The 26,068-nt window shown below is 49.6% G+C and carries 25 protein-coding genes and 3 tRNA genes; 23 read left to right on the top strand and 5 right to left on the bottom strand.

The window, feature by feature from the left end:
• Positions 1–11 precede the first annotated feature (11 nt).
• The 5 genes from cpdA to parC all read left to right on the top strand — a co-directional run bounded on the left by cpdA (position 12) and on the right by parC (position 6,910).
• Complete coding sequence (gene cpdA / locus IE064_RS11580) at positions 12–851, top strand: 3',5'-cyclic-AMP phosphodiesterase (protein WP_189617961.1); 840 nt, start codon at positions 12–14, stop codon at positions 849–851.
• Between the two features lie 35 nt (positions 852–886).
• Positions 887–1,462, top strand: coding sequence for a YqiA/YcfP family alpha/beta fold hydrolase (locus IE064_RS11585; protein ID WP_189617962.1), 576 nt, complete (start codon positions 887–889; stop codon positions 1,460–1,462).
• Positions 1,463–1,514: 52 nt separating this feature from the next.
• The gene (gene parE, locus IE064_RS11590; RefSeq protein ID WP_189617963.1) at positions 1,515–3,401 is read left to right on the top strand and encodes a DNA topoisomerase IV subunit B; all 1,887 of its coding nucleotides are present in this window, start codon (positions 1,515–1,517) and stop codon (positions 3,399–3,401) included.
• A gap of 140 nt (positions 3,402–3,541) precedes the next feature.
• Complete coding sequence (locus IE064_RS11595; protein ID WP_229800016.1) at positions 3,542–4,579, top strand: PQQ-dependent sugar dehydrogenase; 1,038 nt, start codon at positions 3,542–3,544, stop codon at positions 4,577–4,579.
• Between the two features lie 30 nt (positions 4,580–4,609).
• Positions 4,610–6,910 carry a DNA topoisomerase IV subunit A gene (parC, locus tag IE064_RS11600; RefSeq protein WP_189617964.1) on the top strand — a complete coding sequence of 767 codons (2,301 nt, stop codon included), beginning with the start codon at positions 4,610–4,612 and terminating at the stop codon, positions 6,908–6,910.
• 54 nt (positions 6,911–6,964) lie between these two features.
• Here parC and IE064_RS11605 read toward each other — a convergent pair whose 3' ends face one another.
• Both IE064_RS11605 and IE064_RS11610 read right to left on the bottom strand, forming a co-directional pair.
• Positions 6,965–7,156, bottom strand: coding sequence for a bacterioferritin-associated ferredoxin (locus IE064_RS11605; RefSeq protein WP_133037963.1), 192 nt, complete (start codon positions 7,154–7,156; stop codon positions 6,965–6,967).
• 192 nt (positions 7,157–7,348) lie between these two features.
• A complete protein-coding gene (locus IE064_RS11610; RefSeq protein WP_189617965.1) occupies positions 7,349–8,275 on the bottom strand; it encodes a D-2-hydroxyacid dehydrogenase in 927 nt (308 codons plus the stop codon).
• A 50-nt stretch (positions 8,276–8,325) separates the two neighbouring features.
• Here IE064_RS11610 and IE064_RS11615 point away from each other — a divergent pair, with 50 nt between their 5' ends.
• Complete coding sequence (locus IE064_RS11615) at positions 8,326–8,658, top strand: DUF3392 domain-containing protein (RefSeq protein WP_189617966.1); 333 nt, start codon at positions 8,326–8,328, stop codon at positions 8,656–8,658.
• Positions 8,659–8,660: 2 nt separating this feature from the next.
• Here the strand turns inward: IE064_RS11615 and IE064_RS11620 are convergent, their stop codons facing one another.
• From IE064_RS11620 to rsgA, 3 genes are all read right to left on the bottom strand, one after another.
• A complete protein-coding gene (locus IE064_RS11620) occupies positions 8,661–9,383 on the bottom strand; it encodes a glycerophosphodiester phosphodiesterase (protein WP_189617967.1) in 723 nt (240 codons plus the stop codon).
• 67 nt (positions 9,384–9,450) lie between these two features.
• Positions 9,451–10,326 carry an archaetidylserine decarboxylase gene (gene asd, locus IE064_RS11625; protein WP_189617968.1) on the bottom strand — a complete coding sequence of 292 codons (876 nt, stop codon included), beginning with the start codon at positions 10,324–10,326 and terminating at the stop codon, positions 9,451–9,453.
• 24 nt (positions 10,327–10,350) lie between these two features.
• Positions 10,351–11,412 carry a small ribosomal subunit biogenesis GTPase RsgA gene (gene rsgA / locus IE064_RS11630; protein WP_189617969.1) on the bottom strand — a complete coding sequence of 354 codons (1,062 nt, stop codon included), beginning with the start codon at positions 11,410–11,412 and terminating at the stop codon, positions 10,351–10,353.
• A 95-nt stretch (positions 11,413–11,507) separates the two neighbouring features.
• Between rsgA and orn the strand changes: the two genes are divergently transcribed.
• From orn to IE064_RS11715, 17 genes are all read left to right on the top strand, one after another.
• On the top strand, positions 11,508–12,053 hold the full coding sequence (orn, locus tag IE064_RS11635) for an oligoribonuclease (RefSeq protein ID WP_189617970.1): 546 nt from the start codon (positions 11,508–11,510) through the stop codon (positions 12,051–12,053).
• Between the two features lie 104 nt (positions 12,054–12,157).
• Positions 12,158–12,233: transfer RNA gene (locus tag IE064_RS11640), tRNA-Gly, on the top strand.
• Positions 12,234–12,268: 35 nt separating this feature from the next.
• Positions 12,269–12,344: transfer RNA gene (locus tag IE064_RS11645), tRNA-Gly, on the top strand.
• A 21-nt stretch (positions 12,345–12,365) separates the two neighbouring features.
• Positions 12,366–12,441, top strand: a tRNA-Gly gene (locus IE064_RS11650).
• 303 nt (positions 12,442–12,744) lie between these two features.
• Positions 12,745–13,200: a ferritin family protein gene (locus tag IE064_RS11655; protein WP_133037956.1), complete on the top strand. Its 456-nt coding sequence runs from the start codon at positions 12,745–12,747 to the stop codon at positions 13,198–13,200.
• 196 nt (positions 13,201–13,396) lie between these two features.
• On the top strand, positions 13,397–14,872 hold the full coding sequence (locus tag IE064_RS11660) for an NAD(P)H-hydrate dehydratase (protein WP_189617971.1): 1,476 nt from the start codon (positions 13,397–13,399) through the stop codon (positions 14,870–14,872).
• Positions 14,873–14,919: 47 nt separating this feature from the next.
• Positions 14,920–15,387, top strand: a complete 468-nt coding sequence (gene tsaE, locus IE064_RS11665) for a tRNA (adenosine(37)-N6)-threonylcarbamoyltransferase complex ATPase subunit type 1 TsaE (RefSeq protein WP_373295267.1) — start codon at positions 14,920–14,922, stop codon at positions 15,385–15,387.
• Positions 15,380–16,708 (top strand): N-acetylmuramoyl-L-alanine amidase, encoded by a 1,329-nt coding sequence (locus tag IE064_RS11670; protein WP_189617973.1) that lies wholly within the window; start codon positions 15,380–15,382, stop codon positions 16,706–16,708. Before tsaE ends, IE064_RS11670 begins: the two co-directional genes overlap by 8 nt.
• Before the next feature lie 7 nt (positions 16,709–16,715).
• Entirely contained in the window at positions 16,716–18,479 is a 1,764-nt protein-coding gene (gene mutL / locus IE064_RS11675) for a DNA mismatch repair endonuclease MutL (protein WP_189617974.1), read from the top strand.
• Between the two features lie 34 nt (positions 18,480–18,513).
• Positions 18,514–19,404 carry a tRNA (adenosine(37)-N6)-dimethylallyltransferase MiaA gene (gene miaA / locus IE064_RS11680; RefSeq protein WP_229800018.1) on the top strand — a complete coding sequence of 297 codons (891 nt, stop codon included), beginning with the start codon at positions 18,514–18,516 and terminating at the stop codon, positions 19,402–19,404.
• 87 nt (positions 19,405–19,491) lie between these two features.
• Positions 19,492–19,770 carry an RNA chaperone Hfq gene (gene hfq, locus IE064_RS11685; protein WP_133037951.1) on the top strand — a complete coding sequence of 93 codons (279 nt, stop codon included), beginning with the start codon at positions 19,492–19,494 and terminating at the stop codon, positions 19,768–19,770.
• Between the two features lie 17 nt (positions 19,771–19,787).
• The gene (hflX, locus tag IE064_RS11690; RefSeq protein ID WP_189617976.1) at positions 19,788–21,095 is read left to right on the top strand and encodes a ribosome rescue GTPase HflX; all 1,308 of its coding nucleotides are present in this window, start codon (positions 19,788–19,790) and stop codon (positions 21,093–21,095) included.
• 35 nt (positions 21,096–21,130) lie between these two features.
• Positions 21,131–22,291, top strand: coding sequence for an FtsH protease activity modulator HflK (gene hflK, locus IE064_RS11695; protein WP_189617977.1), 1,161 nt, complete (start codon positions 21,131–21,133; stop codon positions 22,289–22,291).
• A 3-nt stretch (positions 22,292–22,294) separates the two neighbouring features.
• Positions 22,295–23,221 (top strand): protease modulator HflC, encoded by a 927-nt coding sequence (gene hflC, locus IE064_RS11700; RefSeq protein WP_189617978.1) that lies wholly within the window; start codon positions 22,295–22,297, stop codon positions 23,219–23,221.
• Positions 23,222–23,479: 258 nt separating this feature from the next.
• Positions 23,480–24,070 (top strand): ubiquinol-cytochrome c reductase iron-sulfur subunit, encoded by a 591-nt coding sequence (gene petA, locus IE064_RS11705; RefSeq protein WP_189617979.1) that lies wholly within the window; start codon positions 23,480–23,482, stop codon positions 24,068–24,070.
• Complete coding sequence (locus tag IE064_RS11710; RefSeq protein ID WP_373295266.1) at positions 24,070–25,284, top strand: cytochrome b; 1,215 nt, start codon at positions 24,070–24,072, stop codon at positions 25,282–25,284. Before petA ends, IE064_RS11710 begins: the two co-directional genes overlap by 1 nt.
• Positions 25,281–26,006: a cytochrome c1 gene (locus tag IE064_RS11715; RefSeq protein WP_189617980.1), complete on the top strand. Its 726-nt coding sequence runs from the start codon at positions 25,281–25,283 to the stop codon at positions 26,004–26,006. Before IE064_RS11710 ends, IE064_RS11715 begins: the two co-directional genes overlap by 4 nt.
• Positions 26,007–26,068 lie beyond the last annotated feature (62 nt).

Genomic DNA, 26,068 nt, shown 5'->3' on the forward strand with positions numbered 1-26,068 from the left:
AGGTAATCAATGTGCTGAAAGAGGCTATCACTTATCGTATTCCAAAGGATCATAGCGTACGCATAGTGCAGATTACCGATCCTCATCTATTTGCCGATCCGGAAGGGCATTTGTTGGGTGTCAATACTGCCAATAGTTTTGAAGCCGTTATCAACACCATCAAGGCGCTCAGTTATCCTGCCGATCTATTGCTGGCAACCGGTGATCTCAGCCAGGATTTCTCTGGTGAATCCTACCAAAGTTTTGTTAAAGCTATCGGACCGCTTAATCTTCCCTGTCATTATCTACCTGGTAATCATGATGATCCGCGCATAATGCATCTGCATATGCAGGGAAAGCAAATCTATGGTCAACGACGAATCTTGGCCGGTAACTGGCAGATTATCATGCTGGACTCTACCGTGCGGGGAAAGCCGGGCGGCCATTTGGCCGAAGAAGAGTTTGCCATCATTCGCAGTGCCATTGAGGCTGCCCCTGAATTACATGTTTTGTTAGTAATGCATCACAACCCGATTAAAGTGAACTGTGCCTGGCTGGATCAACACTGGATGGATAACGGTGATGAGTTTTTGCAGCAAATGGCCAAGTTACCGCAGGTGAAGGGGATGTTGTGGGGACATGTACATCAGCAGCTCGATAGCCATTATCAAGGCCAGCAGCAGTCAATTAAGCTGATGGCGACACCATCCACTTGCATTCAGTTCAAACCGCTGTCGCCCTATTTTGCACTGGATGTGCTGCAACCTGGCTATCGATTGCTGGAGTTGCGAGCGGATGGTAGCATGCTGACCAATGTACACCGAATCCCCGGGGAGCGTTTTGCCCCAGATATTCAGGCGAGTGGCTACTGATCTGTTCCCCAGCGTGGCTGCCAGTGTGAGGAACTATGCTGCTCTATATTCACGGTTTTAACAGTTCACCCGATTCCGATAAAGCGCGAATAACCAAAGCTTACATGCAGCAGAAGTTTTCCCAACTGCGCGTGGTGGCACCGCAGTTGCCTGCGGCGCCAAAGCCCGCGATGGCATTACTGCAAGTTATCACGGAACAGGCGCTGGCTGAGGGTGAAAAACTGTGTTTTATCGGTTCGTCACTCGGGGGCTATTTTGCCAGTTGGTTGGTACAGCAGTACGGTGGTAAGGCGGTGCTGATAAACCCAGCGGTAAAGCCCTACGAGCTATTTGCCGAGTACCTCGGACCGCAGTTCAACCCTTATACCGGCGAACACTATCAATTGTTACCGGAACATCAGCAGCAGTTACAGCAATATGATACGCCCGTCATTCTCAATCCTGAGCGTTTTTTGGTAATGTTACAGAGCGCCGATGAGGTGTTGGATTATCGTCAAGCATTGGCTAAATATCATTGTTGTGAGATGCTGCTTGAGGCTGGTGGCAATCACAGTTTTGTGGGCTATGGCGATAAGCTGGATGCGGTGAGCCGTTTTTTATGCTTACCTTGACAATCAGATCTGTGCGGCCCACGATGGCCGGAAAAATAAAAAAGTACGCGCTATGACAAATCAATATACCTCTGATGCCATTGAAGTTCTGAACGGACTGGATCCGGTCAAACGTCGTCCCGGCATGTATACGGACACCACGCGGCCCAACCATCTGGGGCAGGAAGTGATCGACAATAGTGTCGATGAAGCGTTGGCGGGATTTGCCAGTAAAATAGATGTGATTTTGCATCCAGACAACTCACTGGAAGTCATTGATGACGGCCGTGGTATGCCGGTGGATATTCACCCGGAAGAAGGCATCCCTGGCGTTGAGCTGATCCTCACCAAACTGCATGCCGGTGGTAAGTTCTCCAATAAAAATTATCAATTTTCTGGCGGGCTGCATGGTGTGGGTATCTCGGTAGTTAACGCGCTATCAAAGCGGGTTGAAGTTACCGTTCGCCGCGATGGTCAAGTCTATGATATTGCCTTTGAGCATGGCGATCGTGTTGAAGCGTTGCATGTTACTGGGAGCTGTGGGCGCCGTAATACCGGTACCCGGGTGCAGTTCTGGGCCGAAGAGCGCTACTTTGATTCGATCAACTTTTCCATCAGCAAGCTGACGCATTTACTGCGTGCTAAAGCGGTGTTGTGTCCCGGTCTGCGCATTCGTTTTGTCAATAAACAGTCGGGTGAAGAACAAGAATGGTTCTATGAAGCCGGTCTGACCGATTACCTGAAAGATTCTATTAAAGATGCGCTGACGTTGCCGGAAGAGCCCTTTGTCGGCAGCATTAGCACCAAGATTGAAGCTGCTGATTGGGCGATTACTTGGTTGCCAGAAGGTGGCGACTGCCTTAACGAAAGTTATGTCAACTTGATCCCAACCCCATTGGGGGGCACTCATGTTAACGGGTTTCGGCAAGGATTATTGGAGTCCATGCGCGAATTCTGTGAGTTTCGGAATCTTATTCCACGTGGCGTTAAACTGAGCCCCGAAGATATCTGGGATAAAGCCTCGTTTGTGCTGTCGGTAAAGATGCAGGATCCCCAGTTTGCTGGACAGACCAAAGAGAAGCTGTCCAGCCGCCAATGTGCTGCATTTGTTGCCGGTATCGTTCGGGATGCATTTAGTTTATGGCTTAACAGTCATACGGATCAAGCCGAGTTGCTGGCTGAAATGTGCATTAGCAACGCGCAAAAACGGCTCAAATCCGCCAAGAAAATTGCACGTAAGAAGGTCACTGCCGGACCAGCGTTACCAGGGAAACTGACCGATTGCACCAGTCAAGACAATCACCGCACAGAACTGTTTTTGGTGGAAGGTGACTCAGCCGGCGGCAGTGCCAAGCAGGCACGTGACAAAGAGTTTCAGGCTATCATGCCGCTGCGCGGTAAAATTCTTAATACCTGGGAAGTTGATGGTTCGCAGGTGCTTGGTTCACAAGAAGTTCACGATATTTCGGTGGCAATTGGCTGCGATCCAGACAGCAATGATATTTCCGAATTACGTTATGGCAAAATCTGTGTGTTGGCGGATGCCGATTCAGACGGTTTGCATATCGCGACGTTGTTGTGCGCATTATTCCTAAAACATTTTAAAATCTTGGTTGAACAGGGCCATATCTACATAGCAATGCCACCACTTTTCCGTATTGATATAGGAAAAGAGGTGTATTACGCACTGGATGAAGAAGAAAAACAAAGCATCCTCAGCCGCTTAGCGGCAGATAACAAAAAGGGCAAAGTGCAGGTGACCCGATTTAAAGGGCTGGGGGAGATGAATCCGCTGCAGCTTAGGGAAACCACCATGGATCCCAATACCCGCCGTTTGGTACAGCTTACCATTGATAATGCGGAGGAGACCGACGCAATGATGGATATGCTGTTGTCGAAGAAGCGGGCTGGTGATCGCAAATCTTGGCTGGAAACCAAAGGAGATCTGGCCGAGTTTTGATTGCACAAATGCCTGAAACCAAGAGCAAAGGCAAGGTTATGATGAATTTCTGTAACAGAATCGGCAGGAAGGCCGGTGCAGGTTTGTTACTGCTGGGAACAGCCTTAGGATACGGCACCGCTAATGCGGCGCAGTCGATAATGATCACCGTAACCAAAGGATTTGGCGTTTCTCTTTATGCCACAGAGTTAGGTGATGCCAAGCAGATTGCTGTGGGGGATCAGGGAACGCTGTTTGTGGGTTCTCGTAAGAGTGGCACTATAACCGCATTGGTCGATAGTAATAACGATGGTCGAGTCGATCGGCGGTATTTGGTGGCTAAAGATCTGAGTTATCCAGAAGCACTGGCGTTTCATAACGGTGATCTCTATGCCGCTCTGGATGATCGTATTGTGGTGTTTAACAATATTGAACAAAGGCTTAAGCGGCCAAGTCGACCAAAGGAGATCTATGACCGGTTGCCTGGCAAAGGGAATAAAAGTACCCGCGGTATTAAATTCGGGCCGGATGGACGGCTGTATATATCAATTAGCGCACCTTGCAATGTGTGTGAGCCCGTCGCGCCGTTTGGTAGTATCATCGCCCTAGATGTGGATAGCGGTGAATCGCAGCAGATTGCTACTGGTATCCGTCAGGTCGTCGGTTTTGATTGGAATCCGGTGAATAACAAACTGTGGTTTGCCGACAGCAGTCGCGACTGGATGGGGGACAATATTCCGCCAGATGAAATTAATCGAGTTGATGCCTCAGGTGAGCATTTCGGCTTTCCATATATGCATGGTAAATCCATTAAGGAACCCGCATATGACAAACCGAAAAACCTCATTATCGAACCTCCCGTGTTTGAGCTTCCCGCCCATGTCGCTCCCACGGGGTTGCTGTTTTATGACGGCAGTCAGTTCCCTGCGGAATATCAGCACCAGATGCTGGTGGCGGAAAATGGTTCCTGGAACCGCTCCAGTAAAGTGGGCTACCAGGTTGTGCTGTTAAAAATGGAGGGCGATAAAGTCGTCAGCCGTTCTACCTTGGTAAGTTTCCTTGATGGTGAGTTCCCCGTGGCGCGGCCTTATTCTCTGGCATTGGCTCCCGATGGCTCGGTATATATTTCTGACGATCTGAAAGGCAACATCTACCGGCTTTTTTATAAAGGCAACAGTGCAGATGAAGCTGATGAATAACAATCATAACTACGGTACAGGAAAACGATCATGAGTGATCCATTGGCCCTGAGTATGGATGGCGTGGAACAGATCCCGATGCGGCGTTTCACGGAAGATGCCTATCTCAATTACTCAATGTACGTCATTATGGACCGCGCACTGCCTCACATAGGTGATGGCCTGAAACCGGTGCAGCGGCGCATCATCTATGCGATGAGCGAATTGGGGCTGGCAGCGACCGCCAAATATAAGAAGTCAGCTCGTACCGTGGGCGATGTGCTGGGTAAATATCACCCACATGGGGATGGTGCCTGCTATGAAGCGATGGTGTTGATGGCTCAGCCCTTTACTTACCGTTACCCGCTGGTGGACGGTCAGGGAAACTGGGGCGCCCCGGATGACCCAAAATCCTTCGCTGCTATGCGTTACACTGAAGCGCGTCTGTCGCGCTTTTCGGAAGTGCTGCTCAGTGAACTGGGGCAGGGCACTGTAGATTGGGGCAGCAACTTTGATGGGACTCTTAAAGAGCCGATAGTGTTACCGGCGCGACTGCCACATATTCTGCTGAATGGTATTACCGGTATTGCGGTGGGGATGGCCACCGATATTCCGCCCCATAATGCTCGCGAACTGGCGTTGGCATGTATTGAATTGCTGGACAACCCCACTGCGGATCTGCCGCGTTTGATGGAGTTCGTTCCCGGCCCCGATTACCCAACTGAAGCGGAAATTATCACGCCGCCGGAAGAGATTGCCAAAATCTACGAATCCGGGCGTGGCAGCATCAAAGCGCGTGCGGTATATACCGTGGAAGATGGTGAAATCGTGGTAACTGCGTTGCCGCATCAATCCAGTTCTAGCAAAGTGCTGGAACAGATTGCCGCGCAGATGCAAGCCAAGAAACTGCCAATGGTGACCGATCTGCGTGATGAATCGGATCATGAGAACCCAGTGCGACTGGTCATTGTGCCGCGTTCTAACCGGGTGGACTGCGCACAATTGATGGCACATCTATTTGCCACTACCGATCTGGAAAAAGGCTATCGCATCAACATCAATGTATTGGGATTGGATGGTCGGCCACAGGTGAAAGGTCTGAAGCAACTGCTCAGCGAATGGCTCACTTTCCGCACCACCACGGTACGTCGGCGTCTGGAATTTCGTTTAGATAAGGTCTTGTCCAGACTGCATATTCTCGAAGCCTTGATGATTGCTTTCCTCAATATTGACGAAGTTATTGAAATTATTCGTTTTCATGAGGAACCTAAAGCAGAACTGATGCGCCGTTTCAATCTCAGTGACAAGCAGGCTGAAGCCATTCTGGAACTGAAACTGCGGCATTTGGCCAAGCTCGAAGAGATGAAAATTCGCGCTGAGCAGGATGAATTGGAAAAAGAACGGGAACAATTGCAACTGTTGCTGAGTTCCGAACGTCGCCTTAAGACTTTGATTAAGAAAGAGCTGCAGGCAGACGCAGAAACTTACGGTGACGATCGTCGTTCACCGTTGGTGGTGCGCGCAGAATCCAAGGCGTTGTCAGAACAGGAGCTGGTCCCGACTGAAGCCGTTACGGTCATTCTGTCGGAGAAAGGCTGGGTCCGTTGTGCCAAAGGCCACGATATTGATGCTGCAGGACTTTCCTATAAAGCGGGAGATAATTTCCTGTGTGCGGCCACCGGCCGTAGCAATCAGCAGGCAGTATTTATCGACGGTTCAGGACGAGCGTTTGCTACCGAAACGCATACACTGCCTTCTGCCCGTAGTCAGGGCGAGCCTATCACCACTCGCTTTAACTTAGTTCCAGGTGAGACTATGGAACATGTGTTGCTTGGCGACGATGACAACAAGTTCCTGCTGGCAAGTGATGCTGGCTATGGATTTGTATGTGAATTCAAGGAAATGGTCTCACGCAATAAAGCGGGCAAAGCCTTATTGAGTCTACCGGCCAATGCCAAGGTGTTAACTCCACGGCGCTTGGAAAGCGGGGTGGATTACGCCATTCTAGCGATCACTAATGAAGGGCGGATGTTGTTGTTCGCGGTTGATGCCTTACCGCAACTTGCCAAGGGCAAGGGGAACAAAATCATCGGCATTCCATCAGAGCGTGCGAAACTGCGTGAAGAGCTGTTGATGCACCTGTATCTGGTGCCGCAGGGCGCCAGTGTTACGTTGTGGGCCGGTAAACGTAAGTTAACCCTGAAAAGCAGTGACTTGGAATATTATCGTGGTGAACGTGGGCGCCGTGGTGCGAAATTGCCAAGAGGCTTGCAGCGGGTAGACAGTGTTGAGATCAATCAGGACGCGCCAGTGGCAGATACCAGTAGCGATGTCCCGTTAGATAATGACTGAAGCGTAATGAAAAAGCCGCATTCTCTGCGGCTTTTTCATTATTAAGAATTGACGTCAAGCGACTTCGTAGTAGTTAGGTTCCAGCTCCAGTTGCTGCTGGATGATCTGCATTGCCATACGGCTACACTTACCGCACTGATCACCAACACCTAAACGCTGGCGAACTTCTTTAAGACTGGTATCTCCCTGGCTGACAGCCTGTCTTATCTGAGTATCCGTAATGGCGTGGCACAGACAAACATACATAACTGCTAGACTCCAGAACACTTGAAATGGGAATTGTTATTATTATAAATAAAAATAGTTCTCAATAACAATAGTGTTTGATGGTTTTTCTGGGGGGATCACATGTTGTTTTTTAATCAATAAAAAATTCAAAAGGTTACATTTCTTGAGGGCGTCAAAACCTAATGATTAGGTGCGATATATTCGATAGCGTCAGTAACCACGGCTGAAATCCACTAGATACTTCAGCGAATGGTGTTGTCGCCAGCGTTGGTAGTTATCAGCAAAAATCTCTACCACTTGTGTCGGGAAGCTCGGTGCTGATATGTGTGGTGTGATGAATGCATTAGTCTGCTGCCATAAGCGATGGTTGGCAGGCAAGGGCTCTTGTGGAAACACATCCAGGATGGCGGTGATATCGGGCCGGCTGAGCAACAATTCACTCAGTGCTTCTAAGTCAATAGCGTTGCCTCTACCGACGTTGAACAGTAACGCTCTTTGTTTCAGACAGTTAAGACGTTCTCTATTGAGTATCTCTGTGGTTGCAGCTGATGCTGGCAAGGTATTGACGACCACATCGGCTGCCGCCAACGCTAGCGTTAGCTGGCTTTCAGTAATGATTTGCGCAAACGGCATTATTGATTTTCCGCTGCGATTGAGCCCGATGGTCTTCATGCCAAAATGTTGCGCGGTAGTGGCAATATGACAACCGATAGAACCTGTACCTAACAGCAACATCTGTTTTCCCTGTAGGCTGTTGTATTCGCCGGGAGACCACAACGCTTGTTGCTGCTGTTGTCGATACCGCTGCTGTTGACGACAGTGTGCTAACAGATAACCAAAAACGTATTCACTCATCAACGGACCAAAAATCCCCTTGATATTGGTAAGTTGATAATCTTGACGACTCTTGGGCGTGAGCAATTTGTCCACCCCAGCAAAAGTCGATTGCAACCACTGCAGTTTAGCGGCGAGAGGCAATAATGGCGCTGCCAGCGCAGGTTCGGCTAACCAGATATCAGCTTCGCGAATAGCCGTAGGTGAATCATCCAGTAATGTCAGTTCTGGTAATGCCAGTTGTTGCAGTAGTGTCTGGTAGTGTTGATTTTCACGGGTAAGCAGTAGCAACTTGTGAACCATTTCAGATACCTATATGCTGGCAGTCATCTACGACCAGTGCTTGTTATAAAATGCATTATCTTGTTGAATATTTAACCAAATTTGGCGCTATGCTGCATCCTTGGCTGAGTGAAATTGCTACTGCTATGGTTGCATGCATCGTGCTGGTGTTTGGTGCCGATGTAAACCGCTGGTTGCGGCGCCAGTTGGGCGCACGCAACTTCGTTGTGCGCACGCTGATTTTCATTGTGTTGAACGCATTTGGTTACGGCATGTTAATCGTGGTTGTCAGCCCTTGGCTTGCCAGACAGTTGGCGCATATGTCAGCCATGTGGATGTTATTACTGGTTGTCGCTACCTTCATTGTTGTAGGTAGCTGGGCGCAGCGCAATAATCAAAGCTGAGTTTACTCAAACCAATCGCTGTAATTCTCCGCGCCAGTCTCCCCAAGGACTTGCTTGGCTTTATCTGGCAAATTACTGAAAATGCCGTCGACGCCGAGTTGCTGGAGGGCACGAATATCGTCAGCATCATCAACGGTATAGACATTTACTTTCAGACCACGGCGATGGGCATCGGCAACCAACTGATGGCTGATAAAGTTGATATCCACATGCAGTGCTACAGCGTCTAAGGCACTGGCGCAGGCCGCCAGATCTTCAGGAATACTGGCCAGCAATGGTGCAACATGTGCCTCTGGATACTGTAACTTTACCTGGCGTAGGTAAGGGTGGTTGAAGGAGGAAATCAATAGTTGTTCAGGACGGTATCCGAGCGCGTTAAGGTACTCTGGATATTGCACTAGAAATGGCGCCACGCAGCCGATCCCTTTCAATTCGATGTTGACCAGTAAGCGGCCATTCAACGCTTGTAGCACTTGCTTAAGTGTCGGGATCGGTTCACCGCCCACCCGTAATTCGGCGATCTCTTGCAGTGTTTTACGGTGGATTAGGCCACTGCCAGTACTTTTGTGAGCCAACTGCCGGTCATGAAACACCAACAACTCACCTTCCACATTATGTACATCAAGCTCGACGGCATCAGCACCTAGCTCTGCAGCTAACATCATCGCCTTGAGGGTGTTTTCTGGCGCATAGCCGCTGGCACCTCGATGTGCAAAAACCAACATAATCAGCCTCTCACAACCACATCAGCCTTTCATTGCGATGGCGATATCCGACATCGTAAACATCTGTTCAGATCTCGGTGCTGTCAGCAATCTTGGCAAAAGCAGCACCCATACGGGTCACTGCTTCCGCTTCAACGCCCTCAGCAAATTCCGCCAGTGCATCTTTAGCAAACAGCAATACTACTGTGCTACCGAGCTTAAAACGCCCCATCTCTTCACCTTTGCGCAGGGTGATGGCGTTGTCTCCTTGGGTATCATAATCCCAGGTGAATACCTTATCTCCGGTTGGTGGCGTTACTGTCCCCGCCCAGACGGTTTCAATACTGGCAACAATCGTTGCGCCTACCAATACCATCGCCATCGGGCCGATGCTGGTTTCAAAAATTGCCACTACCCGTTCATTACGGGCAAATAGTCCTGGGACATGGCGGGCGGTCAACGGATTGACTGAAAATAGTTCGCCGGGAACATAGATCATTTTTGACAGCACGCCATCTATTGGCATGTGAATACGATGATAGTCCTTAGGGGCTAGGTAGATAGTGGCGAAGTCACCACCATCAAAACGTGCCGCGAGCGCTTCTTCACCGCCCAGCAGCGCCAACGCGCTATAGTCATGACCTTTGGCCTGAATAATCCTGCCATTCACAATGGCGCCACATTGGCTGACGGTACCGTCGACTGGATGGGCCAGATACAGCGGGTCATTGCACAATGGACGGACTCCCGCTTTTAGCGCTCTGGTAAAGAATGCGTTGAAACTACGGTAATCTGCAGCCTCTGGGAGCTGCGCTTCGGCCATATTGATGCCGTAATGTTTAATAAACCAGCGAATGGCGTTAGTTGTCAACGCGCCAGCTTCCGCGGCAGCCAATTTGCCAACCACTCTAGAAAGCAGATGTTTGGGCAACAAGTATTGCAGTGCAATCTTCAGTTTGTCCAAGGTAGAGTTCCTTCTTTACGATGTTTAAAAATCATCCACACCAGCGCGGAACTGACGTGCATGACGTTGTTCATCGAGACTGGCAATAATGCGGTGGTAGTTGTTAAAGCGATCCTGGGCAATTTTGCCTTGCTCGACTGCTTCTCGCAATCGGCAACCGGGGTCGTCCAGATGTTTGCAATCACGGAATTTGCAGCCGCCCAGATAATCACGAAATTCTACAAAGCACCAGCTAACACGCTCGGCGCTGAGATGCCACAGGGCAAATTCTCGTACACCGGGAGAATCAATCAGATCGCCACCTGATGGCAGGTGCAATAGTTTTGATGTTGTCGTGGTATGTTGGCCCAGCCCAGAGTTGTCTGATATATCACCAATAAGCAGTTTGGCATTGGGTAACACGGCATTGATCAGCGACGATTTCCCTACACCTGACTGGCCGGTAAAGATGCTGACCTTGTCATCCAACAAGGCTTTTAACTCTTCAATGCCAGCGCCAGTGCGGCCACTGGCTTCATACACTTGGTAACCAATAGCGCGATACTGCTCTAACGCTTTATCAATTACGGGAGCCTGTTCTTCTGTCAGTAAGTCAATTTTGTTGAGCACTATCACCGGGGGAATACCACAGTCTTCAGCGGCCACTAGGTAACGGTCAATGATCTGGCTGGAAAATGCTGGGACCACGGAGGAAACAATCAGGATCTGATCAATATTGGCCGCCACTACTTTCACACCGTCATAAAGGTCAGGGCGGGTAAGGCTGGAGTGGCGCTCATGCACGGCTTCCACGATCCCTGGAATTGTGTGATTAGCATCAATCGCTTGGCGAAAAACCACTTTATCACCACACACCAAACTGCCTATGGTACGGCGCAGGTTACAGCGTACTAGCTCACCGGTGTCTGTTTCCACATCAGCATGTTGGCCAAAGCGCGATATCACTGTGCCTTCCTGTTCTGGCCCCAGCAGATTATCCTGTAATTCAGTGGCTGTAGTCTCAGTGCTACTACCGCGTTGCAAGCGTTTTTCATGGTTTGCTTTCATGCGGCGCAACTGGCCATGGGTCAGCTTCTTTTTGCTCACGGATACCTTGGTTTGTTGACTGGCTTAAAAAAGCAGTATGATACACGGTCTTGAATAAAAAAGCCTGAATATGGCAGCAGAGAGAAGGGCGCACTATGGCAGCCGATGCAGAAAACCTGATTTGGATAGACCTGGAAATGACCGGACTGGAGCCGGAAACTGACCGCATAATTGAAATTGCCACCTTGGTGACAGACAAACAGCTCAATATTGTTGGCGAAGGCCCGGTAATTGCCATCCACCAGAGTGATGCAGTATTGGCGGCCATGGATGACTGGAATCAGCAACATCATGGCGAATCTGGCTTGATCGCCAGGGTGCAGGCCAGCCACTACAGTGAACAGGATGCCATTCGTGAAACGATTGCATTTTTGCAGCAGTATGTGCCGCAAGGTGTGTCTCCCATGTGTGGCAACAGCATCGGTCAGGATCGGCGTTTTTTGAACAAATACATGCCTGAGCTGGAAAATTATTTCCACTATCGCAATATTGATGTCAGTACCATCAAAGAGCTGGTGCGGCGCTGGCAGCCAGAAATTATGAAAGATTTCAAAAAGCAAAATACCCACCAAGCCTTACAGGATATTCAGGAATCTATTGCGGAACTGAAGTTTTACCGGGAGCGGGTATTTAAAATTTGAGCGTTTGACAGATAATTGTCATCAGGGGGGTTGCAGGGGGTAGAAATTTGCCTATAATGCGGCCTCACCTTCCTGCTGGTTCTCAACACTGGTAGGAATGCGGTGCGACATTAGCTCAGTTGGTAGAGCGATACCTTGCCAAGGTATAGGTCACCGGTTCGAACCCGGTATGTCGCTCCAACTCCCGAATAGTGTTACTGTTTTTGACAGTAGATGCGACATTAGCTCAGTTGGTAGAGCGATACCTTGCCAAGGTATAGGTCACCGGTTCGAACCCGGTATGTCGCTCCAAGTTCGGGTGTTTTTCTCTTTGCGACATTAGCTCAGTTGGTAGAGCGATACCTTGCCAAGGTATAGGTCACCGGTTCGAACCCGGTATGTCGCTCCAATCTTCCCTTTCAGCCCTATTTAGCTAGCCATAGCAGCGGCAATCAAAATTGCTTATTTGCTGTATACATTGGCTTTTCTTTTTTAAAGCAGATTATACTGGCGCGGAATAACTGTTGCTGTGTTCAGGATTGACGAGACGGATTTCGTGATCCATCGCAGGTTTGTTGCATGATCACTAATATAAGGTTGGCCGTTACCTGCAAATTATGACGGCAGTCATGTATTCAACAGGCGTTTGCTTTCATAATGAACACAGTTCGAATCAACCTCAGCAAATCGCTACCAAAATGGAGGGTGCCGGATGCGTATCCAACAACTGCGTGAACTTCTGGATTATATCGCTGAATGTCGTCTTGATATGGCCAAGATGTATCACAGATTACATAATCAGGCTGATTCTTCCCGGGCAAAACTGGTGCTGGAATATTTTGAAAAACACCAGAAAGATGTCGCCCAGCATCTGGAAGACTATATCGACGCGGCACCGTCAAAGATCCTTGATGCTTGGTATAAAGACTTTGTGTTTGAAGATTTTAAAAAGCGTTGTCAGGATGTGATGTTACCAGCGAACATGAGTGAAGATGATGTACTTGAATTGCATCTCGAACTCGACAATGCTTTGATTGCATTGCTGGAAAAAACCGCAGCCTCCTCCTCTTCAGCGGAAGTAAAAAGTGCGCTGGAAGACCTCGTGCGGGTGGAAAAAATTCACCAGCATCGTCTGGTTCACAGCACTATCAGAATGGAAGACATTTAAGTTTTAATGCTTACGGTTGATAAATAGCACTTTTATTGCGCCCGGTTTTCACCGGGCTTTTTTATGGCAATAGTATGATCTTCTGATATAGGTCATAAACCGCTGGTGACAGGGTTGTTAGTCTGCCTAACGTAAGATCAGCAATACGCTGACAGAACTTATATCTCGGCAGTACAGAAAGTTCCGGAGAACAGCTATGGCACAGGACTTGTCACACTTACCTTCTCGTTTGTATACCGCCGCCGCGGTCAGACAGGCTGAACTTGCCTGGGTTGCGGCTGACGAAGGGCCTCTTTATCAACTGGTGGAACGCGCTGGTAAAGCGGCATTCGAGCTGCTCAAACAACATCTCAAATTACCTCAGAAAGTCTTGGTCATTGCCGGACAAGGCAATAATGGCGCCGATGCCTTGGTATGTATGCGCCATTTACTGCAGGCCGGGGTTGAGGCATCGTTGCTGCTGCATCCTGCCCGCATGCCCACCGCCGAATGGCAGCAGGCCTGGCAACAGTTGCAGGCGTTCCAGTTTGCACAGATAACTGCTGATGAATGGCCTGAAGCCGACATTATTGTCGATGGGTTGCTGGGAACCGGTGTGCGTGGCGAATTGCGACCACAGGTGGCGGCATTGATTGAACGTATTAATCACAGCCAAGCCTTGGTTTTCAGTCTGGATTTACCTTCAGGTATTGTGGCAGATACTGGCGCCGCCACCGGTGCTGCCGTTATGGCGGATATCACTCTGATTATGGGGGCGGTCAAACAGGGGCTGCTTACCGGTCGAGCCCGTCATTGTTGCGGTGAGCTGTCATTCGCCGATATTGGTCTGACACCTTATTTGCCCGAATCCAATGTATTACGGGTGGATCGGCATTTCTTGTCTGCCTGTTTTAAGGCGCGACCACGTGATAGTCACAAGGGAAAGTCAGGTAAGGTGACGGTTATCGGCGGTGACCACGGCATGGCAGGTGCTATCCGACTCGCCGGTGAGGCCTGTCTGCGTGCCGGTGCTGGTCTTGTCACCGTCATCAGCCGTCCTGAACATCAGTTGACCATCAACGATGGTCGCCCGGAACTGATGTTTCGCAGTTGTGAGCTGGTGGATATGGAAGTGTATCAGCGACTCGGCTGGGCTGATGTCTTAGTGTTGGGACCGGGCCTTGGTCGTCAAGACTGGGGTTATAACCTCTTTAAGGCGGCGGGATTGACGGATAAACGAGCGGTTGTCGACGCTGATGCCCTGAATATGCTCAGTAGTGAACCAGAACAACAAACCAAGTGGGTGTTAACGCCTCACCCCGGAGAAGCCGCCCGATTGCTCGGTTGCGATGGACAAACTGTCGAGACCGATCGCTTTGCTGCGGTGCGTGCATTGCAACAGAAATATGGTGGTACGGTACTGTTAAAAGGTGCGGGCACACTGATCTGCGATGGTGAAATGCTGTATGTTGCACCGGTTGGCAATCCAGGCCTTGCCAGCGGTGGGTGTGGTGATGTGTTATCTGGTATAATCGGCGCGCTGATGGCGCAAGGGTTAGATAACTGCCGAGCAACAGTTGCCGCAGTCGTAGTGCATGGTGAGGCGGCAGACCTCGCAGCGCGCGACGGTGAACGTGGGATGCTTGCCAGTGATCTGATGCCTTGGATCCGTCGTCTAGTGAATACGGAATAACACGGGCCAGAAGGCCCTGAGCTTGGATCCCTGAGAAAATGACAAGTCTGCAATCATTAATTTTGCATCTTAAGGATGAACAACAAACCGTGGCTTTAGGTCAACGCTTTGCTGGCTTATTGGCTCCGCCGTTGGTGATTTATCTTACCGGTGAACTTGGGGCGGGAAAGACCACTTTCAGTCGTGGACTGATCCAGGGACTCGGTCACCAGGGGAACGTGAAAAGCCCAACCTATACGTTGGTAGAACCTTATGAGCTCGAACCGCTGGACGTTTACCATTTTGATCTGTATCGGCTAAGTTCCGCCGAAGAGTTGGAGTACATGGGGATCCGTGATTACTTCAACAACCGCAGCGTGTGCATTGTTGAATGGCCAGAACGCGGTGACGGCTGTTTACCACCAGCGGATATACAGCTGCATATTAAGTATGTTAATACTGAGCGAGAAGTTGTCATCAGCGCCTGCTCGGATTCCGGAAGGATGCTATTAGAAAAATTACAGAACGATGCCTAGAACTAATAACATCTTATTAAAATATATAGTTTTTTTTCTATTTTTTACGGTGGTTTTTCCTGCCGAGGCGGCCAATACACTCAACAGTGTACGGATCTGGGCAGCACCGGATTCTACACGGGTAGTGTTCGACCTTGCGACAAAGCCTCAGTACGACTCTTTTACCCTAAAAAATCCTGAACGCCTGGTGATTGACCTGAGCGATACCCGTGGTGCCAAGTCAGTCCTTGAAAAACTCAGCCATAACAGCAAGCTGGTTAAACGTATACGCTTCAGTTCACCACCGGCAAAGGGCACGTTGCGCTTGGTGGTTGACCTCAACCAACCAGCGAAAGCCAATATGTTTTCATTGCCGCCCACCGGCCCTTATGGTGATCGACTGGTAGTGGACTTTGAACTCGGTGGCACCAGCAGCATCGCCCGCGAAGTGGATAATCGCGCAGCGGACGACCGTGATGTGGTGATTGCTGTTGATGCGGGGCATGGCGGTGATGATCCAGGTTCTATTGGCCCTTCGGGTACTTACGAAAAAATGGTCGCGTTGCAGATTGCCAATCGAGTGGCGGCTAAACTGAACACAGTTCCAGGAATTAAGGCGGTTCGCATCCGCGCCGGAGACTATTTTGTTGAACTCAATCGGCGCTCTGAGTTGGCTCGTGAAGCTAAAGCCGATCTGCTAGTGTCGATTCATGCCGACGCATTTACCTCACCGCAACCCCGAGGCTCATCGGTGTGGGTATTGTCCAATCGTCGCGCCAACAGTGAAATGGGACGATTACTGGAACAAAGTGAAAAGGTGTCCGATCTGCTCGGCGGCGTGGGTGAAATTGTTCAAAACACCGATAATGAACAGTATTTGATGCGGACGTTGATCGACATGTCAATGGATAATTCCCGCTCAACAGGCTATCGGGTTGCCAGCAATATTCTCAGTGATCTTGGCAAAGTGACGCGTTTACATAAGAAAAATCCAGAGTATGCCAGCCTAGCGGTGCTGAAGGCACCAGACATCCCCTCTTTGCTGGTGGAAACCGGTTTTATTTCTAATCCGTCAGAAGAAAAACTGCTGAAAAGCCCAACACATCAGGAACAACTGGCCACTGCAATCGCGCAGGGGATCCGCCAGTATTTTGAGAGCTATCCACCGGAAGGCACCTTGTTGGCTAAACGCGGCAACATCAAACATAAGGTTGCCAGCGGTGAGTCATTATCCATTATTGCGCAGCGCTATCAGGTGTCTGTGGCCGCGATTAAAAAGGCCAATAATCTGAAATCAGACGTCGTGCGTATCGGTCAGCAGCTGATCATTCCTAGAGCCTGAGGTTGACATGGCTATTCAGATATTGCCGCCGCAACTGGCTAACCAGATTGCTGCCGGTGAAGTGGTAGAACGTCCGGCGTCAGTCGTTAAAGAGCTGGTTGAGAACTGTCTTGATGCGGGCGCAACCCGCATCGATATCGACATTGAAAAAGGTGGGGCCAAGCTGATCCGTATTCAGGATAATGGCAGTGGCATCGAACAAAATGATTTGCCGCTGGCGTTGTCGCGGCACGCCACCTCAAAGCTACATACCTTAGATGATTTGGAAGCGATTCTTAGCTTTGGTTTTCGTGGGGAAGCCTTGGCAAGTATCAGTTCAGTTTCTCGTTTGACGCTGACATCCCGCACCTCTGCACAGTCCGAGGCCTGGATGGCATACGCCGAAGGTTCAGAAATGGCGGTGAAGCTGCAACCTGCGGCACATCCCGTGGGGACGACCATTGAAGTGGCCGATCTGTTTTTCAATACTCCGGCGCGTCGGCGTTTTCTCAAAAGTGATAAGACTGAATTTGCCCATATTGATGAATGGTTGAAACGCATGGCGTTGGTGCGCCCGGATATTCAGCTAACACTCAAGCACAACGGCAAGCAGGTACGGCATTATCGGCCCGCCAATACTGACAACCAGTTCTTACAACGCTTAACACAGGTCACTGGCCGCAGTTTTGCCGAGCAAGCCGTAAAAATTGAATGCCAGCATGATGATCTGTCTCTGAGCGGTTATCTGCAATCACCACAACAACGAGAATTACAGGACACCCATTACTTTTATGTCAATGGCCGACTCGTGCGTGACCGACTGGTCAATCATGCGGTGCGGCAGGCGTTTGCAGATCTTGATGAAATCGAGCAGCCAGGTTATGTGTTGATGTTGCAGTTAGACCCTCATCAAGTGGATGTGAATGTGCATCCGGCTAAGCACGAAGTCCGCTTTCATCAGGCGCGATACGTACATGATTTTATTCTGCAGGCATTAACGTCGGCATTGGAACAATCGGCAACATTGTTGCCGACAGCCCCATTTCCCATTAAGCCGCAATTAAGCGAGTATCCGTATAGTGAGCCGCCGCGGTCATTTGCTTCGCAACCTGCTGATGACCGGAGTTTTGCTCCTCAACGGGAAACAAGTTCCACAGCGACATATAGCGGTGGCGGAAGGACTTCCACGGCACCTACAACGCCATCTAAAGCCGTTCTGCACAGCTACGGGGCGTTGCTCAGTACTCCTGGACACGTCAATGAAACAAGCGATGTTGTGCCCACAATGCCGCCGCTGCTGGATGGTGAATTCTGGGTACTGACTGACGCTGACAAACTGCTGTTGTTACCGATAAAACCTGTGGCGCAGCAACTCAAATATCAGCAGATTGCCGATAAGCTGCCTCAGGGATTACCTGCGCAGCCGCTGTTGATGCCCGTGGCACTGGATCTTGTCGAAGAATGGAAGTCTGTGCTTGAGGAACAGCAAGTGTTACTGAATCGCTTGGGGTTAGAACTCAATATTCGTTATCAGCAGTTGATAATCAAAAAAGTACCCCCATATCTCAGAGACACGCAGCTTGCGGAACTGGTGCCGGAACTGTTGCAGTGGTTGCTACAAGGCGTTCCGGCAGATAGCGAATTGGCGCAATGGCTAGCGCAAAAGAGTACGCAAGGCTTTGTCTCAGCCCCAACCGTTTGGCAGATGCTCAGCGTGTTGGACGACACGGCTAAGGCGCGGATTTTTAAATTGGCCCAGGTATTGCCTTGGCGTAAATGGTTGGAACTGTAGTGTGACTGAGGCATTACCCAGAGTTATTACCCTGATGGGGCCGACAGCCTCCGGAAAAACAGCACTGGCGTTAGCGCTAGCGGAGCACCACAACTGTGAAATCATTTCCGTCGATTCGGCACTGATTTACCGGCAGATGGACATAGGTACCGCTAAGCCCTCGGCGGCAGAGTTACAACGGGCTCCGCACCGTTTGATTGATATTCTGGACCCGTTGCAAAGTTATTCCGCAGCGGATTTTCGCGCAGATTGTCTGCGGGAGATTGAAGCGGTGCTGGCACAAGGGAAAACACCACTGTTGGTGGGCGGCACCATGATGTATTTCAAGGCATTGCTGGACGGATTATCGCCATTGCCTAGTGCTGACGAAAACGTCCGGGCGGAGATAGCGGCAGAAGTTGCCAGCAACGGCTGGTTGGCACTGCATGAACAACTCGCTCAGATCGATCCGAATGCCGCCGCACGGATCCATCCTAACGATCCGCAGCGCTTGTCGCGGGCCATAGAGGTCTATCGCATCAGTGGCAAGACGTTGACCGAACTAACGCAGACGAAAGGTAATGCGTTGCCTTATGACGTGGTGCAATTTGCAGTGGCTCCAGCGCAGCGTGCACAGCTCCACCAAAGTATTGCGTTGCGGTTTGAACAGATGTTGGCTGCCGGTTTTATCGATGAGGTAGCCAATTTAAAAGCTCGGGGTGATCTGCATCTGGATTTGCCTTCGATGCGATGTGTCGGATATCGCCAATGTTGGCAGTATCTTGATGGCGATTATGACTACACTGCTATGACAGAAAAAGCCATAGCCGCCACTAGGCAATTGGCTAAGCGTCAATTAACATGGTTACGGGGATGGCCTGGACTGAATTGGCTCGAGAGCGGTGCAGCAGGAAATTTAGTTACACTTATACATCAATGCCGCTAGCTTAATGGTCCTTGCTGTATAATACTAAAACTAAATAAGAAAGTGTCACTGTTGGATTAATACATATAAAGCAAAAAGGAAATAAAAATGGCTAAGGGGCAATCTTTACAAGACCCATTTTTGAATGCGTTACGCCGTGAACGTGTTCCGGTTTCAATCTATCTGGTTAACGGCATTAAGTTGCAGGGGCAGGTAGAGTCTTTTGATCAGTTTGTGATTCTGCTGAAAAACACTGTAAGTCAGATGGTATACAAGCACGCGATTTCAACAGTGGTACCTTCCCGTCCATTCAATATGGGAAGTGGTCATCAAGGCGCGCAAGCCGCTGGTTATACGGCCGGTGATGACAGCAGCAGTGAGCAGTAATAGCGAGGGGTTACTTCTTGTTTGAACGCTATGAAGCGGGGGAAACTGCCGTTCTGGTGCACATTGAATTTACCGATGAAGATAGTCGGGAAGATTTACTGGAACTGCAGTTACTGGTGGAGTCTGCCGGCGCTCGGTCGGTTGGGGTAATCACTGGTAGCAGGAAGGCACCTGATCGCAAGTATTTTGTCGGGACCGGTAAGGCCGAAGAATTAGCCACAATGGTAGCGGCGACAGAGGCTAATGTGGTGATTTTTAACCACGCGTTGAGTCCTGCTCAAGAGCGCAACTTGGAAATGTTGTGCCAGTGCCGGGTGTTGGATCGTACCACGCTGATCCTCGATATTTTTGCCCAACGCGCCCGTACCCACGAAGGTAAGTTGCAGGTGGAGCTAGCGCAATTGCGCCACATGTCAACGCGCCTAGTTCGGGGCTGGACTCACCTTGAACGACAAAAAGGTGGTATTGGTCTGCGTGGCCCCGGTGAAACACAGTTGGAAACTGACCGTCGTTTATTGCGCGGTCGCATCAAGTATATCAATCGCCGCTTGGAGAAAGTGGACAAGCAGCGCGAACAGAGCCGTCGAGCTCGTCAGCGCAGCGATCTTGCCACAGTTTCTCTGGTGGGCTACACCAATGCGGGTAAATCTACGCTTTTCAATACGTTAACTGAATCCACTGTCTATGCAGCGGATCAGTTGTTTGCAACGTTGGATCCAACATTACGTAAACTGGATCTGCAACATGGTGCAGTATTTTTGGCGGACACCGTGGGGTTTATCCGTCATCTGCCTCATGAATTGGTCGCGGCATTTAAAGCGACATTGCAGGAAACTCGTCAGGCAGACTTGTTGCTGCACGTAGTGGATTGTGCCGATGGCAATATGGATGACAATTTTGCACAAGTACAGGAAGTGCTGCGTGAAATTGATGCTGGTGAAATACCGCAGCTAGTTGTTTTCAATAAGATTGATTTGCTTGATGAGGTGGAACCTAAGATAGATATCGACGCTGATGGACATCCTTCTCGAGTATGGATTTCAGCGCAAAAAGGCTTGGGACTGGATCTGTTGAAGCAGGCGATTGAGCAGATCACCGGCAGCACAATTGTCAGTGTGACGCTAAAAATCCCAGCCGCGAAAGGCCATTATCTTGGCCAGTTTTATAACCTGGACGCGATACAGCAGAAAGCGTATGACGACTTGGGGAACTGTATTCTGTCCGTGCGTTTGCCTGAAGCGGATTGGCAGCGGCTTATCAAACAGAGTGAAGGCGAGATTATGCGTCTGGTCTACATTCCTGAAGAAGATAATGCAGTCTGTTAATATTCTCTTTAATTCATCCTTTAACGGAGTATTAAATGGCTTGGAATGAGCCCGGTAACAAGGGTAATGATCCTTGGGGAAATAAGGGCGGCAATGACAAAGGACCGCCAGATATGGACGAAGTGTTCCGCAATCTGTCCAAACGATTTGGTGGCAAAGGAGGCGGATCAGGTTTTAGCATCGGCGCAGTAGTGATTGTGCTGGCGATTGCTGTGGCTGTATGGGCCTTTTCTGGTTTTTACACCATCAAGGAAGCTGAGCGTGGCGTGGTGTTACGTTTTGGCCAGCATGTTGGGGACGTTGGTGCCGGTTTGCACTGGAAAGCGACATTCATCGACAGCGTCACACCTGTGGATATTTCATCTGTTCGCTCATTGCCGGCCTCTGGCAGCATGTTGACCGGTGATGAAAACGTCGTGCAGGTGGAACTGGATGTGCAGTATAAGGTGACTAATGCCTACCAGTTCTTGTTCAGTGCAGTGGATCCGCGTTCTAGCCTCAGCGAAGCGACAGACAGCGCTCTGCGTTACGTGGTGGGTCACTCCAATATGGATGATATCCTGACCACAGGCCGGGCACAGATCCGTGATGACACCTGGGCGGAAATTGAACGGATAGTCAAACCTTATAATTTAGGGTTGACCATCGTCGATGTGAACTTCCTGCCAGCACGACCACCGGAAGAAGTAAAAGAAGCTTTCGATGATGCCATCGCTGCACAGGAAGATGAGCAGACCTATATTCGTCAAGCCGAAGCTTATGAACGAGAAATTGAGCCTAAAGCGCGTGGTCAGGTACAACGTATCAGTGAAGATGCTCGTGCTTATAAAGAGCAGGTTGTCCAAGATGCTGAAGGTGCGGTTGCTCGTTTTGAAAAGTTATTACCTGAATATAAACAGGCGCCAGAGGTGACTCGCAACCGTTTGTATTTGGATGCTATGCAGGATGTCTATAGCCATACCAGCAAGGTGTTAGTCGATACGAAAAGCAACGGCAACCTGTTGTATCTGCCGCTGGATAAATTGTTATCAGGACAGCACACAGCGACTCCATCGCCAACATCGGCCGCGACCGATAGTCATGGCGGCGATCCTGTCACTAATTTCGGCATGAAGTCTCGTAACGCTGGAGACAGCGATACCAGTATTTCTGGACGGCTTCCCCGTGAAGATCGTACTCGCCAGGGGAGGGAATAATCCATGAACAGAATTTTATTGGTAGTTGCTGTTTTCTGTGTTGGGATTGTGCTGTCTTCGCTGATGGTGGTGAACGAAGGCGAACGGGCAATTGTGGCGCGCTTCGGTGAAGTGGTGAAAGACAATGTTGATGGTAAGATGGTGACCCGGGTATACACCCCAGGGTTACACTTCAAGATCCCATTGATCGATAAAATCCGCTATCTGGATGCTCGTATCCAGACGTTGGATGGTGCCGCAGATCGTTTCGTTACTTCCGAGAAGAAAGACCTGATGGTGGACTCTTACGTGAAGTGGCGTATCAAAGATTTTGAAATGTACTATCTGGCCACTAATGGCGGTATTAAAGCTAATGCCGAAGCGTTATTACAACGTAAGATCAACAGTGATTTGCGTACTGAGTTTGGTAAACGCACCATTAAGGAAATTGTGTCTGGGGTCAGTGAAGATGCTAGTCGCCAGGGAGAAGGTAGTACCCGTGATGAACTGCAGCGCCGAGCCTTGGAAAATGCGGCGAAAAGTGCATCTGACCTTGGGATTGAAGTGGTTGATGTGAGGGTTAAGCAGATCAACTTGCCCGCTAACGTCAGTAACAGCATTTACCAACGTATGCGAGCTGAACGTCAAGCAGTGGCCAAGGAACACCGTGCTAGAGGTAAGGAAGAGGCGGAAAAAATCCGAGCGCGTACTGATGCTAACGTCGTGGTTACCTTGTCAAATGCTAGACGCCAAGGGCAGGTCATGCGAGGCGAGGGCGATGCCATTGCGGCTAAGATCTACGCGGATGCCTACAAAAAAGATCCGGAATTCTATCGCTTCCTGCGTAGCTTGGACGCCTACCGTGCCAGCTTCAATGGCAAATCTGACGTGATGGTGTTAGCCCCCGACAGTGATTTCTTCAAATACATGAAGAAAGAAGATAATAATTAATCGATTATTAAAACGCTGTTGTTGAATGAAGCCCGGTAAGTACCGGGCTTCTTTATTTATCACTTAGCCAATAACCGAGACCTTCAGTACCACCTCAACTGCGGCGGGGCAGCAATGGTTCGTTACCTTTTGTGTAATTATCATGATTTGCATCTGATTTTTTTTTATAATGCGCCGCAGGTCATCTGTCTGTATGGTAGTCGGGCATTAACAGCTTAAGAAAAATAACTGAATGCCAAGAAGTTTTGGAGATAATGGATGAGTGATGCAGCAACTGATAACGGTCGACGCCGCTTTTTGGCGATTACAACAGCGGCCGTTGGTGGTGCAGGGGTAGCAGCGGCATCGATTCCGTTTATCAAGTCATGGAACCCAACCTTGCGGGTGAAGGCGGCAGGATTGCCGGTTGAGGTCAATATCAGCAAGCTGGAGCCAGGGCAGATGATCCGTGTCGAATGGCGGGGCAAGCCCATTTGGGTGGTGCGCCGCACACAGGAGATGCTGCAAGACTTGGGGCTTCACAATGACAAACTGCGCGATCCACTGTCACTTGAGCCTCAACAACCGGCTTATGCCACCAATACGACTCGTTCGATAAAGCCAGACGTTTTTATTGCGGTTGGTATCTGTACTCATCTGGGCTGCTCTCCTGTTTATCAGCGTGATGGTTTTTCAGGGCAAATGGAAGGCATTGCCGCGGGATTTCTTTGTCCCTGCCATGGGTCAGGATTTGATATGGCGGGAAGGGTATTTCAAGGGCAACCGGCGCCACTTAACCTGGTGATACCGCCACATCGTTATCTGGACGATGAACGGGTAATCATCGGCGTGGATGAGGAAATTGGCTGATGAGTAGATTGTTACAGTGGCTCGATGAACGCTTACCGGTAACTGCTACCTATAAACGGCATGTGGGTCAGTATCCCGCACCTAAAAATTTTAATTTCTGGTACCTTTTCGGGGCATTATCGTTGTTGGTGCTGGTGAATCAGTTGCTCACTGGGATCTGGTTGACCATGAGCTATGTTCCCACCGTAGAAGGCGCATTTGCTTCCATTGAATACATTATGCGAGATGTGCAATATGGCTGGTTGCTGCGCTATATGCACTCTACCGGTGCGTCGGCGTTTTTTTTCGTTATTTATCTGCACATGTTCCGTAGCTTACTCTATGGCTCTTACCAGAAACCACGCGAATTGTTGTGGGTCTTTGGTATGGTGATCTTTCTGGTGTTGATGACAGAAGCTTTTATGGGCTATCTGTTGCCGTGGGGTCAGATGTCATACTGGGGGGCGCAGGTCATCATTTCATTGTTTGGTGCCATTCCGGTTATTGGTGATGATTTGGCGCTGTGGGTAAGAGGGGATTATGTGGTTTCCGGCGCCACCCTCAATCGTTTTTTTGCGTTACATGCCATTGCCTTGCCATTGATCTTGGTCGTGCTGGTATTCTTACATCTTATTGCACTCCATGAAGTTGGTTCGAATAATCCCGACGGCATAGAGATTAAAAAGTATAAGGATGAAGATGGTTGGCCACTGGATGGTATTCCGTTTCATCCCTATTACACCGTTAAGGATTTAGTGGGAATTGCCGGTTTTCTGTTGGTGTTCTGCTATCTGATTTTTTTCATGCCGCAAGGCGGGGGCTTGTTGCTAGAAGGCGCTAATTTTGAAGCTGCCGACCCGCTGAAAACGCCGGATCATATTACGCCCGTGTGGTATTTCACGCCGTTTTACGCCATGTTACGGGCGATTCCAGATAAATTAGGGGGCATGGTGGTGATGGCGATGGCGGTGGGTATGTTGTTTGTAGTTCCTTGGCTGGATCGTTGTAAGGTTAAATCCGTACGTTATCGCAGTTGGTGGCACAAACTTAATCTCTTGCAGTTTGCCTGCTGTTTTATTGCATTAGGGGTAATAGGTTTGATGCAGGAGACCATGCTGCTCAAGGTGATCGCCCGTATTTTAACTCTAGGTTATTTTGGCTTTTTTGTGGCGCTGTGGTTCTACAGTAAACGTGAACCCACCAAACCTGTGCCAGAGAGGGTGACTTTCAGATGAGGCGATTGCTGACCTTATTACTCCTGTTGCCGGGATTGGCGCTGTCGGCAGATGGTATTCCGCCGTTACCGACAGATCTTGGCAATGCCGATCTGCCAGCAATGCAGCGCGGTTTCGCTGCCTTTCAGCACTATTGTGCCGGTTGTCATAGCACTCATTACCAACGTTATAATCAAGTTGCGACAGACTTACAGTTGTCTGAAGCTCAACTGCAGTCGTCCATTGTGACCGATGCTAAACCCTTTGAGCTGATGGAAAATGCCATGTCTAAGCAAGAGGCTGTGCGTTGGTTTGGTATGGCGCCGCCGGATCTTACCCTGGTCGCTAGGGTGCGCGGGGAAGCTTGGTTGTACCGTTTTTTACACGGTTTTTATCATGATCCGAAACGGCCATTTGGGGTGAATAATTTGCAGTACCCCTATGTTGCTATGCCACATGTGTTGCAGGATTTGCAGGGTCTTGCTGAACCTATTTATAAGACAGAAACAGTTGATGGTCGCAGCCGACAGAAAGTTGTGGGGGTAGGGGCCGCTCAGGGCGGGCAACTTTCCGCCGAGGCGTATGATCGCTTAGTGCGAGATCTTGTCAGTTATCTTGCCTACACCGCGGAGCCCATGAAGCAACAAAGACAACATATTGGCTTGTGGGTGATGGCTTTCTTATTGTTATTTCTGTTTCTCGCATGGATGCTTAAGAAAGAGTATTGGAAAGATGTACACTAACTGCGGTTACAAGGTAGAATATACCATCCGCATAATGTAAACGGGGGGCTTAGCCCCTCGTT

It is taken from the genome of Shewanella fodinae (assembly GCF_014651955.1).
Classification (GTDB): domain Bacteria; phylum Pseudomonadota; class Gammaproteobacteria; order Enterobacterales; family Shewanellaceae; genus Shewanella; species Shewanella fodinae.

What these genes read in the sequence shown, in the direction of transcription:
- IE064_RS11585 (WP_189617962.1), top strand. Translation starts at nt 887, where the DNA reads ATGCTGCTCTATATTCACGGTTTTAACAGTTCACCCGATTCCGATAAA.
- parE (WP_189617963.1), top strand. Translation starts at nt 1,515, where the DNA reads ATGACAAATCAATATACCTCTGATGCCATTGAAGTTCTGAACGGACTG.
- IE064_RS11595 (WP_229800016.1), top strand. Translation starts at nt 3,542, where the DNA reads ATGATCACCGTAACCAAAGGATTTGGCGTTTCTCTTTATGCCACAGAG.
- parC (WP_189617964.1), top strand. Translation starts at nt 4,610, where the DNA reads ATGAGTGATCCATTGGCCCTGAGTATGGATGGCGTGGAACAGATCCCG.
- IE064_RS11605 (WP_133037963.1), bottom strand. Translation starts at nt 7,156, where the DNA reads ATGTATGTTTGTCTGTGCCACGCCATTACGGATACTCAGATAAGACAG.
- IE064_RS11610 (WP_189617965.1), bottom strand. Translation starts at nt 8,275, where the DNA reads ATGGTTCACAAGTTGCTACTGCTTACCCGTGAAAATCAACACTACCAG.
- IE064_RS11615 (WP_189617966.1), top strand. Translation starts at nt 8,326, where the DNA reads ATGCATTATCTTGTTGAATATTTAACCAAATTTGGCGCTATGCTGCAT.
- IE064_RS11620 (WP_189617967.1), bottom strand. Translation starts at nt 9,383, where the DNA reads ATGTTGGTTTTTGCACATCGAGGTGCCAGCGGCTATGCGCCAGAAAAC.
- orn (WP_189617970.1), top strand. Translation starts at nt 11,508, where the DNA reads ATGGCAGCCGATGCAGAAAACCTGATTTGGATAGACCTGGAAATGACC.
- IE064_RS11655 (WP_133037956.1), top strand. Translation starts at nt 12,745, where the DNA reads ATGCGTATCCAACAACTGCGTGAACTTCTGGATTATATCGCTGAATGT.
- IE064_RS11660 (WP_189617971.1), top strand. Translation starts at nt 13,397, where the DNA reads ATGGCACAGGACTTGTCACACTTACCTTCTCGTTTGTATACCGCCGCC.
- IE064_RS11670 (WP_189617973.1), top strand. Translation starts at nt 15,380, where the DNA reads ATGCCTAGAACTAATAACATCTTATTAAAATATATAGTTTTTTTTCTA.
- mutL (WP_189617974.1), top strand. Translation starts at nt 16,716, where the DNA reads ATGGCTATTCAGATATTGCCGCCGCAACTGGCTAACCAGATTGCTGCC.
- miaA (WP_229800018.1), top strand. Translation starts at nt 18,514, where the DNA reads ATGGGGCCGACAGCCTCCGGAAAAACAGCACTGGCGTTAGCGCTAGCG.
- hfq (WP_133037951.1), top strand. Translation starts at nt 19,492, where the DNA reads ATGGCTAAGGGGCAATCTTTACAAGACCCATTTTTGAATGCGTTACGC.
- hflK (WP_189617977.1), top strand. Translation starts at nt 21,131, where the DNA reads ATGGCTTGGAATGAGCCCGGTAACAAGGGTAATGATCCTTGGGGAAAT.
- hflC (WP_189617978.1), top strand. Translation starts at nt 22,295, where the DNA reads ATGAACAGAATTTTATTGGTAGTTGCTGTTTTCTGTGTTGGGATTGTG.
- petA (WP_189617979.1), top strand. Translation starts at nt 23,480, where the DNA reads ATGAGTGATGCAGCAACTGATAACGGTCGACGCCGCTTTTTGGCGATT.
- IE064_RS11710 (WP_373295266.1), top strand. Translation starts at nt 24,070, where the DNA reads ATGAGTAGATTGTTACAGTGGCTCGATGAACGCTTACCGGTAACTGCT.
- IE064_RS11715 (WP_189617980.1), top strand. Translation starts at nt 25,281, where the DNA reads ATGAGGCGATTGCTGACCTTATTACTCCTGTTGCCGGGATTGGCGCTG.